This is a genomic window from Micromonospora sp. WMMA1949, assembly GCF_027460145.1.
Classification (GTDB): domain Bacteria; phylum Actinomycetota; class Actinomycetes; order Mycobacteriales; family Micromonosporaceae; genus Micromonospora.
Genome location: NZ_JAPZBG010000001.1, coordinates 1,722,059 through 1,739,865 on the forward strand (window position 1 = coordinate 1,722,059; position 17,807 = coordinate 1,739,865).

Annotated in this window: 12 protein-coding genes; 5 read left to right on the forward strand and 7 right to left on the reverse strand. The window is 74.1% G+C overall.

From position 1 onward, the window contains the following. Positions 1-4: 4 nt before the first annotated feature. Both O7607_RS07820 and O7607_RS07825 read right to left on the reverse strand, forming a co-directional pair. A complete protein-coding gene (locus O7607_RS07820) occupies positions 5-994 on the reverse strand; it encodes an ArsR/SmtB family transcription factor (RefSeq protein ID WP_269702084.1) in 990 nt (329 codons plus the stop codon). A gap of 242 nt (positions 995-1,236) precedes the next feature. Beyond that, on the reverse strand, positions 1,237-2,280 hold the full coding sequence (locus tag O7607_RS07825) for a hypothetical protein (RefSeq protein WP_269702085.1): 1,044 nt from the start codon (positions 2,278-2,280) through the stop codon (positions 1,237-1,239). 39 nt (positions 2,281-2,319) lie between these two features. Between O7607_RS07825 and O7607_RS07830 the strand changes: the two genes are divergently transcribed. Next, positions 2,320-2,889 carry an NUDIX hydrolase gene (locus tag O7607_RS07830; RefSeq protein ID WP_269702087.1) on the forward strand — a complete coding sequence of 190 codons (570 nt, stop codon included), beginning with the start codon at positions 2,320-2,322 and terminating at the stop codon, positions 2,887-2,889. A 61-nt stretch (positions 2,890-2,950) separates the two neighbouring features. Here the strand turns inward: O7607_RS07830 and O7607_RS07835 are convergent, their stop codons facing one another. Then, positions 2,951-4,042: a mannose-1-phosphate guanylyltransferase gene (locus tag O7607_RS07835; protein ID WP_269702089.1), complete on the reverse strand. Its 1,092-nt coding sequence runs from the start codon at positions 4,040-4,042 to the stop codon at positions 2,951-2,953. A 64-nt stretch (positions 4,043-4,106) separates the two neighbouring features. Further along, the gene (locus O7607_RS07840; RefSeq protein ID WP_269702091.1) at positions 4,107-5,252 is read right to left on the reverse strand and encodes a glycosyltransferase family 4 protein; all 1,146 of its coding nucleotides are present in this window, start codon (positions 5,250-5,252) and stop codon (positions 4,107-4,109) included. Between the two features lie 150 nt (positions 5,253-5,402). On the opposite strand from O7607_RS07840, the gene O7607_RS07845 reads away from it, so the two are divergent. Continuing rightward, on the forward strand, positions 5,403-6,092 hold the full coding sequence (locus tag O7607_RS07845; RefSeq protein WP_269702093.1) for a TIGR03089 family protein: 690 nt from the start codon (positions 5,403-5,405) through the stop codon (positions 6,090-6,092). A gap of 89 nt (positions 6,093-6,181) precedes the next feature. On the opposite strand, the gene O7607_RS07850 is transcribed toward O7607_RS07845, so the two are convergent. Next, positions 6,182-8,173, reverse strand: coding sequence for an acetoacetate--CoA ligase (locus O7607_RS07850; protein WP_269702095.1), 1,992 nt, complete (start codon positions 8,171-8,173; stop codon positions 6,182-6,184). Positions 8,174-8,361: 188 nt separating this feature from the next. Beyond that, positions 8,362-8,877 (reverse strand): acyl-CoA thioesterase, encoded by a 516-nt coding sequence (locus tag O7607_RS07855; protein ID WP_269702096.1) that lies wholly within the window; start codon positions 8,875-8,877, stop codon positions 8,362-8,364. A 23-nt stretch (positions 8,878-8,900) separates the two neighbouring features. Here O7607_RS07855 and O7607_RS07860 point away from each other — a divergent pair, with 23 nt between their 5' ends. Further along, positions 8,901-9,554, forward strand: coding sequence for a hypothetical protein (locus O7607_RS07860; RefSeq protein ID WP_269702097.1), 654 nt, complete (start codon positions 8,901-8,903; stop codon positions 9,552-9,554). A gap of 53 nt (positions 9,555-9,607) precedes the next feature. Here the strand turns inward: O7607_RS07860 and O7607_RS07865 are convergent, their stop codons facing one another. Then, complete coding sequence (locus O7607_RS07865; RefSeq protein WP_269702099.1) at positions 9,608-10,771, reverse strand: acyl-CoA dehydrogenase family protein; 1,164 nt, start codon at positions 10,769-10,771, stop codon at positions 9,608-9,610. 247 nt (positions 10,772-11,018) lie between these two features. On the opposite strand from O7607_RS07865, the gene O7607_RS07870 reads away from it, so the two are divergent. Together O7607_RS07870 and O7607_RS07875 are read left to right on the forward strand one after the other, a co-directional pair. Beyond that, positions 11,019-12,446, forward strand: coding sequence for a UDP-glucose dehydrogenase family protein (locus tag O7607_RS07870; RefSeq protein ID WP_269702101.1), 1,428 nt, complete (start codon positions 11,019-11,021; stop codon positions 12,444-12,446). Between the two features lie 161 nt (positions 12,447-12,607). After that, positions 12,608-17,512: an SCO7613 C-terminal domain-containing membrane protein gene (locus O7607_RS07875; RefSeq protein ID WP_269702102.1), complete on the forward strand. Its 4,905-nt coding sequence runs from the start codon at positions 12,608-12,610 to the stop codon at positions 17,510-17,512. Positions 17,513-17,807: the final 295 nt, after the last annotated feature.

Below are 17,807 nucleotides of genomic sequence, written 5' to 3' on the forward strand. Positions count from 1 at the left end.
ACGGTCAGGCGTCGAGGACGGCCCGGCCCAGCGGGGTGAGCGTGTGCAGGACGGTGTTGCGGTCGCGCCGGCTGACCAGCAGCCCCGCGTTGCGCAGCACAGTGGTGTGCTGGCTGGCCGCGGCGGCGGAGATGCGCAGCCGGCGTGCCATCTCGCCGGTGGTGCAGCCCTCGTCGGCGGCCTGGAGCACCCGGGAGCGGGTCCGGCCGAGCAGGGCGGCGAGCGCCTCGCCCTGCGGTGACGCGGCGGCGCCGGACGCGGGCGTCAGACCGGCCAGCCGGTCGACCGGGTAGACCAGCACCGGGGGCAGCGTCGGGTCGACCAGCGCCACCGGGGTACGCGAGCAGAAGAACGACGGCACGAGCAGCAGCCCGCGGCCGTCCAGGTGCAGCTCCCGGGTGTCCGGGTAGTCGAGCACCTCCAGCACGCCCGAGACCCAGCGCATGTTCGGCCGCAGGCTCGCCAGCAGCCCCTCGGCGCCGCCGTCGAGCATGGCGCGCGCACGCCGGGCCCGGTCCGCCTCGACCGCCGCCTGCACCCGGGACCAGTACGGCGTGACCGCCAGTGACTGGTAGCGCGCCATGGCGTCGGTGAGGTGGTGCAGCGTCTCCGGTTCGCCACGGGCGAGCGCGGTGGCCGACGACGGCAGCGTGGTCTCCCCGGCGAGGAGCGTCAGGTCGCGCTGCAACATGTCCACAGGGGTGCCCCGGACCGCGTCCAGCCCGGCCTCGAAGCCCTCCCGGCTGGCGGACGGGGTGAGGAAGTCGGGGAAGTAGCCACGCGGCGGGTTGAGCGCGAGCAGCAGGCGGTACTGCTCGGCGTCCGTGTCGGTCCGCAGGCCGTGCGCCACCGTGCGTCGCCATGTGGTCATCATCGGGTCACGGCTGCGCCCCTGGAGCAGGTGCAGGCTGAGGACCAGTTCCCAGAGCGGGTCCGCGGCCGGGGCGACCCGGGTCCGCAGGACGTCCTCGCCCGAGAAAATGATCTTCAACATGGATTGCTCCCGTGCGGACGGCGGGGGTGCCCGCCACACTTCGCACTGTACCCGCCGGTACTAATCTCCATCTTTAAGCGTCAGGTGAAAAACCTCGACGCCGGGCACGCCCGTTCGGCAAACTCTCTGTTGCCTGCCGACGCCGGGGCGCAACGATGACCCGGACGCCGGCTGACGGGCGTGGCCGGGTGGCACCACGAGGGTCTGCGACATCAGTCGCAGGGGTGCCGCCCGGCCCTCGCTCATCCGATCCAGAGCGCCACCCGGTGGTCCTCGTCGGTGACGTAGTAGCAGCGTCCCGCCAGCTCGGCCAGCCCCTCCACGTGGTGGAACGGCGCCAGCTCCGCGACCACCTCCCCGGTCACCAGGGCGTCCCCGCCCGCGTCGTGCCGGAACCGCACGTGCCGGGAGGTCACCTCGCCGCCGTGCGGGTGGTCGTCCAGCAGCACCGAACCCTTGCCCAGCGCGTCGATCGACCCGGTCACCGCCGCGTAGCCGCCGTCGCCGGTCGGGGTGATCGCGCGGAAACCGGTGAGCGCACCGGGCGGCGTCACCCCGGTCAGCGCGTACGCCCCGAGCGCACGCAGGTCACCCGGCCGCTCCGGGTCGCCGAACATCTCCGGTACGCCGGCCAGCTCGACGTAGACCGGCTCCCCCTCGGCGGTCACCGGGAAACGCAGCCCGAGCAGCGCCGTACCGTCCGGGGTGAACGCCGCCGCCTCGACGTTGATCGGCAGGTCGTCGGCGGCGAGCCGGGTCACCCAGCTCTTGGCGCGGGCGGTGCCCCGGGCCAGCGTCTCCACGATGAACCGCTCCCGGACCCGGTCACCCGGTGGCAGCAGCGTCAGCGGCGCGGAGGCGAGCGCGTCGTTCACCGCCCGGTGCAGCCGGAAACGGTTGCGCACCACCCGCACCGGCAGCGGCCCGGCCACGGCGTCGTCCTCCCGGAACCGGGCCACGAACGCGCGCCGGGGCCGCAGCGGGCCGCCCTTGGACCCGAAGTGCGAGCCGAAGACGTACACCCAGCCGTCGTGGTGGGCGAGCGCCTCGCCGTCCTCCGTGCGGCCGTTCTCCGGGCCGGCGTCGGCGGCCACGTGGTGCGCCTCCCAGTGGCCGTCGTCGCGCTCCAGCAGCAGCGCCAGGCACTCCTCGACCGGCCCCTCGTCCAGCACCGTCCAGAAGCCGCGGCGCGCACCGTGCGCCCGCAGCAGCGCGGCCGACCGCACCGGCAGGAGGTCGCTCGCCTCGTTGCCGGCCACCAGGAACTCGACGAGTCGCAGGGTCACCGCGCCAGGGTACGGAGGCGGCGCTCGTAGAGTGTCCGGGTGCCCGATCTCATCTCGTACAGCGAGCTGCACGCCGACGCCGTCGCGACGCTGAGCCGCTGGGCGGCGACCAGCCCCGCCGCCGACGCCGCCCGGGACCGGACCCTGGCGCTGCTGGCCGACGGGCCGGTGGCGATGAGCCGGACGCACCGGGCCGGGCACGTCACCGCGAGCGCGCTGGTGCTCGACCCGGACGGCCGGGTGCTGCTCTGCCTGCACGGCAAGATCCGCAGGTGGATGCAGCTCGGCGGGCACTGCGAGCCCGGCGACCGGACGCTCATGGGCACCGCGCTGCGCGAGGCCACCGAGGAGTCCGGCATCAGCGGCCTGACCATCGAGCCGGAGCCGATCGACGTGGACATCCATCAGGTCGCCTGTCAGGGCGGCTCGTTCCACTACGACGTCCGGTACACCGTGCTGGCCCCGGCCGGTGCGGTCGAGCAGGTCAGCGCGGAGTCCGAGGCGCTCGGCTGGTTCCCGCCGGGCCGGCTGCCCGAGCCGCTCGCCCACGCCACGGCGCAGCTCGTGCCCCCGGCGCTCGCGGCGCTGGCCCGCCGTACGCGCGGCTGAGCGAGGCCACCGCGCCGCGCCGCCGGGCGTGTCCCGCTCCGGCGGCCCGGCGCGCGGCCGATCAGACCAGGCCCTCCTCGCCGCGTTCCTTCAGCTCGTCCACGATCTTCTTCACGTCCTGCGCGCGGTCGCGCGGGCAGACCAGCAGCGCGTCCGGGGTGTCCACGACGATCAGGTCGTGCACCCCGACGGTGGCGACGAGCCGGCCCGAGTGCGGCACCACCACGGTGCCCGTGGTGTCGTGCAGCAGCACGCCCGGTTTCGCGTCCCCGCCCAGCACCACGTTGCCGGCGCCGTCGGCGGGCAGCACCTCGCCGAGCGTGTGGAAGTCGCCGACGTCGTTCCAGCCGAAGTCGCCGGGCACGGTGCCCACCCGGCCCGCCGTCGCCGCGCCCTCCATCACCGCGTAGTCGACCGAGATCCGGGGCAGCGTCGGCCAGATCCGGCCGAGCACGTCGTCCTGCTCCGGCGTCCCCCAGGCCGCCGCGATGGCGGTGATCCCGGCGTGCAGCTCCGGCTGCTGGCGGGCCAGCTCGGCCAGGAAGACGTCCACCCGCCAGACGAACATGCTGGCGTTCCAGAGGTGCCGGCCGGAACGGACGTACACCTCGGCCACCTCGGCGGCCGGCTTCTCCTTGAACTCGTGTACCGGGCGCAGCGGACCGTCCCCCACCGGGTCGCCGGTCTCCAGGTAGCCGTAGCCGGTCTCCGGACGCGTCGGGGTGATGCCCACCGTCATCAGCAGCCCCTGCTCCGCGCCCCGGATCGCCTGGCGTACCACCTCGGCCAGCCGGGCCGGGTCGCCGATCAGGTGGTCGGCGGCGAACGAGCCCATCACCGCGTCCGGGGTCCGAGCGGCGATCACCGCCGCGGCCAGCGCGATCGCGGCACAGGAGTCCCGCGGCGACGGCTCGACCAGGATGTTCTCCTCCGGCAGGCCGGCCAGTTGCCGAGCCACCGCCGCGGCGTGCGCGGCCCCGGTGACCACGAGCGTGCGCTCCGGAGTGGTCAACGGCGACAACCGGTCGACAGTGGCCTGCAACAGCGAGGCCGGGGTACCGGTCAGCGGGTGGAGGAACTTGGGGTGGCCGGCACGGGACAACGGCCACAACCTCGTGCCGCTGCCGCCCGCCGGGATGACGGCGTAGAACATCAGCACATCATGCCCGAAGCGGGCGAGCCGTCACGGTCGGTCGCCCGGGACCGGTAACCGGCGCTCAGGAGCGCGCCCGTCGCCACGCCGCGATGTGGACCTCCGCGCTGGACTCCCAGGTGAACTCCTTGGCCCTGTCGAACCCGGCCTTGGCCAGGGACAGCCGCCGCTGCTCGTCGTCCAGCAGGGCGGCCAGGTCGGTGGCGATCTGGTCCGGGTCCTCGCTGGTGTACGCGACCGCGTCGCCGCCCACCTCGGGCAGGGACAGGCGCGGCGTGGTGAGCACCGGGGCGGCGCACGCCATCGCCTCCAGGATCGGCAGACCGAAGCCCTCGCCGTAGGAGGGGTAGGCGGCCACCAGCGCGCCGCCGAGGAAGCCGGGCAGGTCGGCGTAGCGCAGGTAACCCGGGCGCAGCAGCCGCAGGTGCGACGGGACCTCGGCCACCGCGCGGTCGATGTCGTCGTCGTGCCCCTGGCCACCGGCCACCACCAGCGCGGGCGGGTTCGGCCGGTCGGCCACCGCCCGGGCCCAGCCGCGGATCAGGTTGGGTACGTTCTTGCGCGGCTCCTTGGCCCCGAGGAACGCGATGTAGCTGCCGTCGCCGAGCCCCAGGCGGGCCCGGACGCGGGCCTTCTCCTCGTCGCCCGGCGCGTGGAACGCGTCCTGGTCGACACCGTGGTAGGCGACGTCGATCCGGGTCGGGTCGGCGTCCAGCAGCCGGATCAGCTCGTCGCGGGTCGCCTTGCTCGGCACGATCACCCGGCCGGCCCGGCGCAGCGACGTCTTGATCGCGCTGCGGAAGAAGGTCCGGCGCGACTTGTCGTAGTGCTCCGGCTCGGTGAAGAAGGTCGCGTCGTGCACGGTGACCGTCACCGGGCACCCGGCGCGCAGCGGGCACGTGTAGAACGGCGAGTGCAGCACCTCGGCGCCCACCTGCTGGGCGAGCAGCGGCAGGCCGGTCTGCTCCCAGGCCAGCCGCGCCGGCCGGTGCGCCACCGCCGCCGGGGCGGGGATCACCTCGGCACCGGGCAGCATCCGGTTGTAGCGCTCCAGGTCGGTGCGGAGACTCACCACGGCCAGGTCGACGCCGGTGCCGCAGACCCGGCCCAGCGCGCCGAGCAGTCCGTCGACGTATCTACCGACGCCGCCACGGTCGGCGGGGACACTCGTGGCGTCGATGAGAACGCGGGGCGGGCGACCGGCGGTCACAGGGCGACTCCTCAGGTGGCGCAGTTGTGGGGAAGAACACTCTCGCCAAGCCTACGCCGGGCCGGGCGCAAGGTGCTGACCGCGACCCGACGGTACGCCGACTTGTCGTTGTCATCGAGTACGCACGGGGGGCGCGTATCGTTCGCGCCGATGGCCGACAACATTGCCCGGGTGTTCGCCGACGCGATCGCGCCCGACCTCACCCGACCGCTGCTGACCTGGTACGACGACGCCACCGGCGAGCGCACCGAACTGTCCGGGGCGACGCTCGCGAACTGGGTGGCGAAGACCGCCAACCTGCTCACCGACGAGGTGGGCGCCGCGCCCGGCGACGCGGCCGGGGTGCTGCTGCCGCCGCACTGGCAGACCGCCGCCGTGCTGCTCGGCTGCTGGTCGGCGAAACTGACTGTGGTCGACTCGCCGGGCCCGGTGGAGGCGCTGTTCGTCGCAGTCGACCGGGTCGACGAGGCGGCCGGGTGGCCGGCCGGCGAGCGGTACGCGCTGGCGCTCGACCCGTTCGCGCTGCCGATGCGGCAGGTGCCGGCGGGCTGCACCGACTTCGTCACCGCGGTACGCGGACACGGCGACCACTTCACGCCGGACCCGGCCGCCGGCGAGGCCGACGCGACACTGCTGGCCCGGGCCCAGGCTCGCGCCACCGAGCTGGGCCTGGCTCAGGGCGATCGCCTCCTGGTCGACGTGAGCGTCCACCCCGACCCGGTCGAGTGGCTGCTCACCCCGCTGATCGCGGGCGCCAGCGTGGTGGCCTGCGCCCACCCCGACCCGACCCGCCTGGCCGCCCGCGCCGAAACCGAGAAGACCACCCACACCCTGCCCTGAGCCGCCGCCCTCCCCCTCCCCGTCGATCTTGCAGTTTCAGCCCTCGGCGTGGGTGATTCGCCCCTTTCGCCGGGGCGGAAAGTGCAAGATCAGCGAGGTGAGGCGGGGCTGGCGGTGGTGGCCCGGCGCTGGGCCAGGGCGGCGAACGCCGTCAGGGACTCGGGGTTGGCCAGGGCACCCTTGGCCGCCGCGCTGTCCACAGGGGTGCCCGTCAGGATCTTCTTGACCGGCACCTCCAGCTTCTTCGCGCTCAGCGTGCGGGGCACCGCCCGGACCTGGTGGATCTCGTCCGGCACGTGCCGGGGCGACAGGGCCGTACGCAGCTCCCGGCAGATCTTCCGGCGCATCTCGTCGTCGAGTTCCAGGCCCTCGGCGAGCACCACGAACAGCAGCAGCTCACCCGCGCCGCCCTCGTCGTCCTCCAGGTGCACGACCACCGAGTCGACCACCTCGTCCAGCCCTTCGACCACCGAGTAGAACTCGGCGGTGCCGAGCCGCACCCCGCCCCGGTTGAGCGTGGCGTCGGACCGGCCGGTGATCACACACCCGCCGCGCTCGTTCACGGTGATCCAGTCACCGTGCCGCCACACCCCGGGATAGACCTCGAAGTACGCCTCCCGGTAGCGGGCGCCGTCCCTGTCGTTCCAGAACCCGACCGGCATGCTCGGCATCGGCTCGGTGATCACCAGTTCGCCGAGCTGCCCGATCACCGCGCTGCCGTCGGCGGAGCGGGCCTCCACCTTCGCGCCCAGCGCCCGGCAGGCGATCTCCCCCGCGTACACCGGCAGCAGCGGCACGCCGCCGACGAACCCGGTGCACACGTCCGTGCCGCCGGACAGCGACTGGAGCTGGAGGCGGTCGCTCACGTTCTCGTACACCCAGGTGAAGCCCTCGGCCGGCAGCGGCGCGCCGGTCGAGCCCAGGCCGCGCACCGCGGACAGGTCGGCGACCTCGCGCGGCACCAGCCCGGCCTTGCGGCAGGCCAGCAGGAACGGCGCGGACGTGCCGAAGTACGTGGTGCCGGTGTCGGCGGCCAGCCGCCACAGCGCGCCCAGGTCGGGGTGGCCCGGGTTGCCGTCGAACAGCACGATCGCCGCGCCCACCGCCGGGCCGGAGACCAGGAAGTTCCACATCATCCAGCCGGTCGTGGTGAACCACAGGAACCGGTCGGACGGGCCCAGGTCGTGGTGCAGCGCCAGCATCTTCAGGTGTTCGAGCAGGATGCCGCCGTGCCCGTGCACGATCGGCTTGGGCAGGCCGGTGGTGCCGGAGGAGTAGAGCACGTAGAGCGGGTGGTCGAACGCCACCGGCGTGAACGTCAACGGCTCGTCCGTCGGCGCCGCCAGCTCCGCCCACGGCAGCGCGCCGTCGGGGGCCGGGCCGTCCGGATCGAGGTACGCGACGGCGACCGTGTGCCGCAGCGACGGCAGCGCGGCCCGGATCGCGGCCACCTCGGCGCGCCTGTCGACCGGCTTGTCGCCGTACCGGTAGCCGTCCACGGCGACCAGCACCGTCGGTTCGATCTGCTGCCAGCGGTCGGTGACGCTCCGGGTGCCGAACTCGGGTGCGCAGGAGGAGAAGATCGCGCCGAGGCTGGCGGTGGCGAGCAGCAGGACGTACGTCTCGGGGATGTTCGGCGCGTACGCGGCCACCCGGTCGCCCGGACCCACGCCGAGGCGGCGCAGCCCGGCGGCCACCCGGCGGACCTGCTCGCGCAGTTCGGCAGCGGTGAGCGTCTCCGGCGCGCGGGTCTGACCGTGTGCGATCACCGCCGGGTCGTCGTCGCCCAGCCCCGGCATGCGCAGCACGTTCTCGGCGTAGTTGAGCGTCGCGCCGGGGAACCAGCGGGTGCCCGGCATGGCCCGGTCGGTGAGGGTGGCCATCGGCGGGGTGTGCGCGACGACGTCGAAGTAGTCCCAGATCGAACGCCAGAACGTGTCCAGGTCGGTCACCGACCACTGCCACAGCGCGTCGTAGTCGGCGAACTCCAGCCCGCGGTGCTCGGCCAGCCAGCGCAGGTAGTCACCGATCCGGGACCGCTCCCGCACGTCCGCCGGCGGCGTCCACAGCACGTCAGCCACTGATCCACCCTCCCCTGGGCCCGCCACGACGGTGTGCCGGAGCCGTGGCGCCATCTTGCCCTACCTCGTGCCGCCATTGTCCGCGCCGGGTACGCCGTACGGGGCGTGCCCCACCCACACCCCGCACCCCCACCCCATGTGGGCCGGGTGCAAGGAAGGGCCCCCGGTTACGGGCCCTTCCTTACACCTCAGCCGGCGCGGTGAGCCTGGATCGCGCGGCGCCGGGCCAGCCGGTGCGCGCGCCGGATCTCGGCCTCCCGGAAGCGGCGCTCGTCCTCCGGCGACTCGGGCAGCACCGGCCGGACCGGGCGGGGCGAGCCACCCACGTCGACGCCGACGAAGACCAGGTACGCAGTGGCAACCCGCACCGGCTCCTCCTCGGCCGAGTCCCAGCGCTCGGCGACCACCTTCACCCCGACCTCCATCGAGGTCTGGCCGGTCCAGTTGATCTGGGCGTGCGCGTGCACGAGGTCGCCCACCCGGACCGGCTCGGAGAAGACGATCTCGTCGATGGACGCGGTCACCGCGGTGCCGCCGCTGTGCCGTGCCGCCGCCGCTCCGGCAACGTCGTCCACGAATTTCATCAGTACCCCACCGTGCACGGTCCCGTACAGATTGACATCGACCGCGGTCATGATGCGACTGAGCGTGACGCGGGAGTACGAGGTCGGCTTACCCGGCGGGACCGCGGGATGATCTGTCATGCCGAAAACGGTACGGTGCGCGGATGCGACATCTCTGGAGCTTCCTCGCCGGGTTGGCGGTGGCGCCCGTCACCTGGGTGCTCGTCACGCTCGGTCAGGACGGATCTGAGCGGACCGTCGACCGCTGGGTGGAGATCGGGACGTACAGCACACCGAACCTGATCGAGCCGGCCGTCTATCTGGGCGTCGCCGGCATCCTGCTCGGCCTGCTCGGCACGTTGCGCTTCTCGCCGTTCGGCCCGCTGGTGGCCGGCCTATTGCTCGCGGTCCCGTACCTCGGGCTGTTCGTCGCGCCGTTCAGCGTGCGGGACCGGGTGCCGGACGACCTGAAGCTGCTCGGTGACCCGCTGCCGCTGCGCGACCCGCTGGACAACGGCACGCTGTTCCTCATCGGCGTACTGCTGCTGATGGCGGTGTTCAGCACGAGCCGCTGGCGGCGTCCCGCCACACCCCCGACGACCGAGGCGGAGCTGACCCCGGCCGTCGCGCCGGTGGAGCACAAGCCGGCGCTCACCGACTGGCCCCCGGCGCCGGCGAAGGACCCGGACACGCCTCCGCTCACGTTGGCGTACCCCGAAGCCCCCACCGAACCCCTGCCCCGCCGCACCGGCGGCGAGTCGCCGTGGTCGGCGCCGCCGCGCGGCGCGGGCCGGCCGGAGGGCACCGAGAGCCGTTGACGAGCGCGGGCGGGCCGGTACGCAACCGGCCCGCCCGCCCGAACGTCCTCCGGTCAGCCCTTGAGTAGCTGGCGCGCCATGACGATGCGCTGCACCTGGTTGGTGCCCTCGTAGATCTGGGTGATCTTGGCGTCCCGCATCATCCGCTCGACCGGGTAGTCGCGGGTGTAGCCGTAGCCGCCGAGCAACTGGACCGCGTCGGTGGTGATCTCCATGGCGGCGTCCGAGGCGAAGCACTTCGCGGCCGCGCCGAAGTAGGTCAGGTCGGCGTCGCCACGCTCGGACTTGCCGGCGGCCGCGTACGTGAGCTGCCGCGCCGCCTCCAGCTTCATGCCCATGTCGGCGAGCATGAACTGGATGCCTTGGAAGTCGGCGACCGGCTTGCCGAACTGCTTGCGCTCCTGGACGTAGCCCTTGGCGTAGTCCAGCGCGCCCTGCGCGATGCCGACCGCCTGGGCGGCGATGGTGACGCGGGTGTGGTCCAACGTCTTCATCGCGGTGGCGAACCCGGTGCCCTCGGCGCCGATCATGCGGTCGGCCGGGATCCGGACGTTGTCGAAGTAGACCTCGCGGGTGGGTGAGCCCTTGATGCCGAGCTTCTTCTCCGGTGCGCCGAAGCTGACGCCCTGGTCGGACTTCTCCACCACGAACGCGGAGATGCCCTTCGACCGGGCTGTGGGATCGGTCACGGCGAAGACGGTGTAGTACTCGGACACGCCCGCGTTGGTGATCCACCGCTTCACGCCGTTGAGCACCCAGTGGTCTCCGTCACGTACGGCCTTGGTGGTCATCGAGGCGGCGTCGCTGCCCGCCTCCGGCTCGGAGAGGCAGTAGGAGAACATGCCCTCCCCGGCCGCGACCGGCGTGAGGTACTTGCGCTTCAGCTCCTCGGAGCCGGCCAGCAGCAGCGGCATGGTGCCCAGCTTGTTCACCGCCGGGATCAGCGAGGAGGACGCGCAGGCCCGGGCCACCTCCTCGATCACGATGGCCGTGGCCAGCGCATCCGCGCCGGCGCCGCCGTACTCGACCGGGATGTGCGGGGCGTGGAAGTCGGCCGCCCGCAGGGCCTCGTACGACGCCTTGGGGAACTCACCTGTCTCGTCCGCCTCGGCCGCGTGCGGAGCCACTTTGGCCGCACAGACCTCACGGACCGCCTCCCGGATCGCCTCGTGCTCCTCCGGCAACCGGTAGACGTCGAACGACTGCTCTGCGGCCATGTCGGCCCTCCCCTTTCACCGCTATCATGCGCAGTCTGTGCCGCCCGGGGGCCGACGACTGCCGCAAACTGAAGGATAGCCACCGGCCCCGGCCGAACCTTACCGGCGGGTAGGCTCGCGCCCGAGCCTCGCCCGCCCGAGCCCACTACCCTCACAGCAGACATCCAGTTCCCTCGGTGCCCGGCCTCGGCGCCCCAGCAGAATGCGACGCGTGGAAGCGCCGCCAGTGCGAGCGGAGAAGACAGGCGTGACGATTCCGTACCCGAACACCCAGCCGATGCCCGCCATCGCCGCGGTGACCCCGCCGTCCGGCGCCGCCCGCCCGAGGGTGACCTTCCTCGGCACCGGCTACCTCGGTGCGACCTACGCCATCTGCTACGCGGAGCTGGGCTACGAGGTGCTCGGCTTCGACGTGGACGCGGACAAGATCGCGAAGCTGAACGCCGGCGAGGTGCCGATCCACGAGCCCGGCCTCGACGAGCTGCTGCGACGCAACCTGGCCGCCGGCCGGCTGCGGTTCAGCACCGACATCCAGGAGACCGCCGACTTCGGCGACGTCCACTTCATCTGCGTCGGCACGCCGCAGCGGGCCGACGGCATGGGCGCCGACCTGTCGTACGTCGAGGCGTCGGTGACCAGCCTCGCCCAGCACCTGACCCGCAAGGCGCTGATCGTCGGCAAGTCCACCGTGCCGGTGGGCACCGCCGAGTGGGTGGAGCAGCTCGTCGGCAAGCACACCCCGGCCGACCTCGGCGTCGAGGTGGCGTGGAGCCCCGAGTTCCTCCAGGAGGGCTTCGCCGTCGACGACGTGCTGCGTCCGAACCGGATCGTGGTCGGCGTCAAGAGCGAGTGGGCCAACGGCATGCTGTTCGCCGCCCACAAGGGCGTCTTCGACCTGGCCGCCACCGAGGACCGCGAGGTGCCGCTGGTGGTCACCGACTTCGCGACCGCCGAGCTGGTCAAGGTGGCCGCGAACGCGTTCCTCGCCACCAAGATCTCCTTCATCAACGCGATGGCCGAGGTCTGCGAGGCGGCCGGGGGCGACGTCACCCAGCTCGCCCGCTCGATCGGCTACGACCCGCGTATCGGCAACCGCTTCCTCCAGGCCGGGCTCGGATTCGGCGGCGCCTGCCTGCCCAAGGACATCCGCGCCTTCCAGGCCCGCGCACAGGAGCTGGGCGCCGGTGAGGCGCTGCGCTTCCTGCACGAGGTCGACCTGATCAACCAGCGCCGCCGCAGCCGCGTCGTGCAGCTCGCCGCCGAGCTGCTCGGCCGCCGATCCGGCCCGGCCGGTCCGGACCTGTCCGGCACCCGGGTCGCGGTGCTCGGCGCCACGTTCAAACCCAACACCGATGACGTACGCGACGCGCCGGCGCTCGCGGTCGCCTCGCTGCTCGGCAAGGCCGGCGCCGACGTGCACGTGTTCGACCCGCAGGGCATCGAGAACGCGCGCCGGGCGGTGCCCGAGTTGACGTACGAGGAGAGCATGAACGACGCCGTCCGCGGCGCCGACCTGGTCTGCGTGCTCACCGAGTGGGCCGAGTTCCGCAACGCCGACCCGGTCGCCCTGGGCGAGCTGGCGAACGGTCGCAAGGTGGTCGACGGGCGCAACTGCCTCGACTCCACATTGTGGACGCAGGCCGGCTGGGAGTACCGCGGGATGGGCCGCCCCTGATCCGCTGACCGTGCGGACCGGCCGCTGGGGAACGTCTCCCGGCGGCCGGTCCGTTTTTGTTGTCCGGAACGCGGCGGCAACTGTCGAAATCCCGGCCCACTCAAGGCATGCTGCCTCTGGGAGGTCCACAGTGCGGGGGCACGGGCGGACGGGAGACTGTCGTGGAGAGCTTCAGGTGCGCCTCGTGCGGGCAGGACATCAAGCCCGCCGTCGTCTGCCCGCACTGCGGCGCGCACCAGCCCCAGTGGGCCGAGCACCTGGCCGACATCGAGCGTTCCATCGCCGAGATGAAGGCCCGCGACGCCGAGATCGCCCGGGAGCAGCGGCAGATCGCGGCCAAGATGCAGGCCGCCCTCTTCCAGCGGGACATCCTCGCGCACGCCGGTGAGGAACGGATCCGGCAGGCCACCCGGCCGCGCCGGGTCCTGCGCCGCCGGGCCGGCCGCCGCCCGCCCACCGCCACCACCGGCGCCCCACCCCGCGTGCCCCGCCAGGGCACCCCGCCGCCCGGCCCGGAGGACCTGCCCCCGTCGCCGCCGCGCGGCCGCCCGCGCTGGCTCGACGCGGACGACCCGGAACACCCGCCCGAGGCGTCCTCGCGCGAGGTGCAGAACATCCCGCTCGGGCTCGGCGCGCTCCTGCTCGGCGTCGCCGCCGTGGTCTTCGCCGCGGTGGCCACCAGTTCGATGGACGCACTGGCCCGCCTCGGCGTGCTGCTGGTGGCGACGGCGCTGATGCTGCTCGCCCCGCCGGTGCTGGCCCGGCGCGGCCTCACCTCCACCGCCGAGACCATCGCCGCGGTCGGGTTGCTGCTGGTGCCGTTGGCCGGGTACGCGCTCTGGGCCGTCGACCGGATCGGCGGCAGCGGCTCGGGTGCCGCCTTCGCCGGGACGATCTTCCTGGTCACCACGCTCGTCGCGCTCGGGTACGCGTACGGGACGGGTCTGCGGGCACCCCGCTTCGCCACGGTGCTGGCCGCGCAGCCGGTGCTGCCCCTGCTGGCGTACGAGCGGATCACCGGGCCGGTCGGCTGGGCGCTGGTGCTCACAGTGGTGGCGGTGCTCGACCTGATGCTCGCCCGATCGGCTGTGGTACGCGAGCGGCCGGTCCGGCGTGACCTGCCCGCCACCGAGCCGGCTACGCCCGTTCCGCCCCGGCAGCGCGCCGACGAGGACCGGCCCGAGTCGGCGCCGGAGGAATCCGCCGAGGTGCTGGGCGGCGAGACGCCACCGGGTCCGGCCGCCACCGCCCGGCCGGTGCCCTGGCTGCCCGAGCTGACCTGGCTGCTGCACGCCGTGGCGGTCGCTGTCGCGCTGGCGTACGCGGTCACCGGCCTGCTGCGTGCCACCACGGTGCCGCCGGCCGCCGCCGCGGGCACGGCGCTGCTGCTCGCCGCCCTCGTCGCGCTGGCCGGGACGCTCGTGCTGCGCCGGCCGCCGCTGCCGGACGTCGGCGCCGGCATCCTCACGCTCGCCGTCATCGGCGCGCTCGGCCGGGTCGCCTCGGTGGCCCTGCCCGGCCGGTCCCTGCTGCTCATCTCCGCCGTCATCGCGCTGACCGGGCTCGCCGTCCGGGCCGTACCGGAGACGGCCCGGCGTGGTCCGCAGATCGCCTCCGCGGTGGCGCTCACGGTCTGCGGCCTCGTGGTCGCCGGTGGCGCGCTGCGCGCCGGGCTGGCCCCGGTCCGGGCCTCGCTGCCCGCCTGGTCGGCGGACCTGACCGGATGGCACGCCGAACTGGCCCAGGCCGTCGGACCGACCGGCTGGCAGCTCGCGGCCAGCGCGCTGCTGCTGACCGTCGCCGCCGTGATCGCGCTGCCCGCCGAGATCCGGCGCGAGTTCGCTGTGGTCGGCGCGGCGCTCACCGCGCTCGCCGTACCCGCGTCGCTCGGTCTGGGCTGGGCGGCGGCCTGCTGGCCGATGCTGCTCACCGCGGTCGCGATCGGCGTGCTCGGGCTGACCGCACGCACCGAACGGGCGGCGGTGGCGCACGCCGTGACAGCGACCGGGCTCGGCCTGGTCGGCGCCGGCGCGGCGCTCGCCCGCCCGGCCCTCACCGCCGCCGCGCTGACGGTGCTGTTCCTGGCCGGGGCGCTGGTGTCCCTCGCGCCGCGGGTCCGGCTCGCCCCCGCCGCGACGGACACGGTCTGCGCCTGGGCCGCGGGCGGTGCGGCGTTCGCCCTGCCCGGCGCCGTCGCCGCGTTCGTCGCCGCGACGGTGCCGACGCCGCCTGTCGCCACACCGGCGAACCTGCGCGAGATCACCGTGCCGATCCTCGCGGCGAGCTTCCTCGCCGTCTGCGTCACGCTCGGCTACGCCGCGCTGGTGCAGGTGGCGCAGCGGCATCTGAGCATGCCGCACGCGCTGGGTACGGTGCTCGGCGCGGTGGGCGTCGCCGCCGCCGCGTTCGGCGCGCCGGGCGCGACCTCGGCCGACGCTTGGGTGGGCAGTCTGCTCCTGGTCGCCGCCGCGCTGCTGGCGCTCGCCCCGCGCATCGACGCCGGGCGGCGTGCCGACATGTCGCTGGACGGGTCCGACCTGGCGCTCGCCGCCACCACCGTGGCGCTCGTCGCGACGCTGGCCCGGATCGCCGCGGTGCTCGCTCCCGGCGGCCAACTCGTGGTGGCCTCCGCGCTGGTGCTGCTGGTGGCGGTGGCCGCCCGGGCGCTCCCGGAGGAGTGGCGGCGCGGGCCGATTCTCGGCATCGCCGCCGGTGGCACGCTGATCGGCCTGATCGCCGCCTGGAGTGCCTTGCGTGGCGGGCTGGGCGTGCTCGCCACCCCCGGGCCGATCTGGGCCGGTGACCTGACCGGCTGGCCGGCCGCGCCGACCGGCGGGTCGACCTGGCAGGCTCCGGTGGCGCTGGCGCTGCTGGGGGTGACAGCGGCCATCCTGCTGCCGCCGCCGTGGAAGTACGACGTCTCCGGCCTGGCCGCCGTGCTCGCCACGGTGGGCGCCCCGGCCGCGTTCGACCTGCCCTGGTGGTCACCGGTGCTGGTCGGTTGCATGGTTGCCACCGTCTACGGCATGGCGGCCGCGGCCGCTGTCGATCCCCGGGCCGCGCTGTCCCGGGCCACTGTGGCCGGGGTCGTGGCGTTGCACGCGGCCGGGGCTGGCCTGGTGCGGCCGTGGACCACAGCGCTGGCGCTGGGCAGCATCGCACTGATCGGCGCGACGGTGGCCGCCGTGGCACGTACGGTCGCGCCGTCGCTCGTCGACGATGTCCGCACCGAGGGCATGCCGCCGCACCTGGTGCAGGTGGGCGGCGCGGGTGCCGGAGCCGCGGTGCTCGCGCTGCCCGGCGCCGTGGCCGCGCTGGCAGTCGAGTACGGCCGTCCGCCGCAGGTGGTGCTGACCGCCGCGCTCGCCGCCGCCAGCATCGGCCTGGCCGCGATCGCCGCGGTACGCCGGCAGGTGCCGCAGTATCTTCCGTACGTCAGCGTGGCGGTGGTCGGCGCGGCCACCGTCACCGCCGCCGCCGCGCTCGCGGTCGGCCTGCCGGCGGGCGTGTTCGCCGCGGCCGCCGCGCTGCTCGGTGTGCTCGCCGAGCTGATCCGGGCCGCTACCGTCCCGCCCGCTGGTTCGGGCCGGCCGGTACGCCGCTGGACGGTGCTGCTCAACGGTGCGCTGCGCCGCGCCCCGGACGATCCCGAGTTGCGCTGGCGGGTCAGCCCGGCCGCCGGTGCGCTCGCCGCCGCCGCGCTGCCCACCGCGCTGGCGCTGGCCACCCTGGCGCCGACGCTCGTGGTGGCGCTGTTCTCGCCGTTCGCGGTGCTGCGCCGGGTGTGGCAGGGTCCGCCGCCGGAGTTGCTGACCCCGCCGCCGGAGGCGGTGAACCCCACGCACGTGCTCACCGCGCTGCTGCTGACAGTGACAGCGGCGCTCGCCGCCACCGGGTTCAGCGGCGGCCGGCGGTCCCGCGCGGTGCCGGTGATCCTGCCCGGAGCGGCGATCACGCTGCTGATCACGCCGGTGGCGCTCGGCAGGGGCTGGCCGGTGACCGCGCTGGCTGCGCTGGCGGTGTTCACCATCTCGATGCTCGGGCTGGCGCTGACCCCGCCACCGGCCATCGCCGAGCCGGGCCGGTCGATCCGGGTGGCCCGGGTGCTGGTCTTCGCGCTGGGGCTGGCCGCCGGTGGTGCGGGGCTGGCCGGCAGCCTCGCCACGAGCGACCTGACCGTGTTCACGCTCGGCGGGGCGGTCGGCGTGGGCATTGTCGCCGCGCTGTTCGGCACCACCCAGCGGGCGCGCATCCTGGGCTGGTTGTTCGGCTCGGTGATGGCGCAGCTGTTCGTGCTCACGATCGGCCTGAAGTCCGGGCTGGCGGCGGTCTGGTCCGCGTTCGGGGTGCTCGCGGTGGGTGCGGCGTTGCAGGTGTTCGCCGCCACGCTGCCCCGGCTGCGCCGCCCGGAGGCGTACCGGGAGGCGGCCACCGTCGAGTGGAGCGGCTACGGCGCGGCGCTCATCGCGCTGGCGCTGGCGTACGACTCGCCCCGGCACATCGCCGCGCTGCTGGCCGCCTGGGGCGCGGTCCTCGGGGTGGCGGCGAGCCGCCCGGGACGGCGGCCGATGGAGCGCAACCTGCTGTTCTGGGCCGTGGTGGCCTGCGAGATCAGCGCCTGGTGGATCCTGATGCGGGTGGCCGACGTGGCGCTGCCGGAGGCGTACACGCTGCCGTTCGCCGCGCTGGCCCTGCTGGTCGGTGTCCTGCAACTGCGGCACCGGCCCGACCTGTCGAGCTGGGTGGCGTACGGGCCGGCGCTGGTCACCGCGTTCCTGCCCACGCTGGCGATCGTGATCGCGACCGAATCGAGCATGCTGCGGCAGGTGCTGCTGCTGCTCGGCGCCGTCGCGGTGCTGATCTTCGGCTCGACCAGCCGGCAGCAGGCGCCGGTGATCGTCGGGGCGACGGTGACCGCGATCGCGGCCGTGCACGCGTTGTTCAGCCTGGGCCCGTGGCTGGTGCTCATCCCGGTCGGCATCGTCCTGTTGGCGCTGGGCGCGAGCAACGAGCGGCGTCGCCGCGCCCAGGAGCGCCTGCAGACCGCGCTACGCGGCATGCGGTGAGCCGTCCGGCCGGGGCCGCGACCCGCCGGCTGTGACTGGTTGATCCAGCCGACTCGCATTCAGGTCCGCGGCACCCGGCGCGGCCGCCCTCAATTGGGGTCACGCTCCGTGCCGGCAGGTCCTGGCGAGGGTGGTTCCCCCTGCCGCCTTTGCTCTGCACCCACCGACGCGACAGTTACCCATCGTCACGAGCGCCGTTGCCGAGTCGTCGGCGTCGAAATGCCGCGCCGCAGGTCGGAGCCGTGCTGCGTCGATGGCTGCAGAGCAAAGGCGGCTGAGGGCATCAACACGCGCT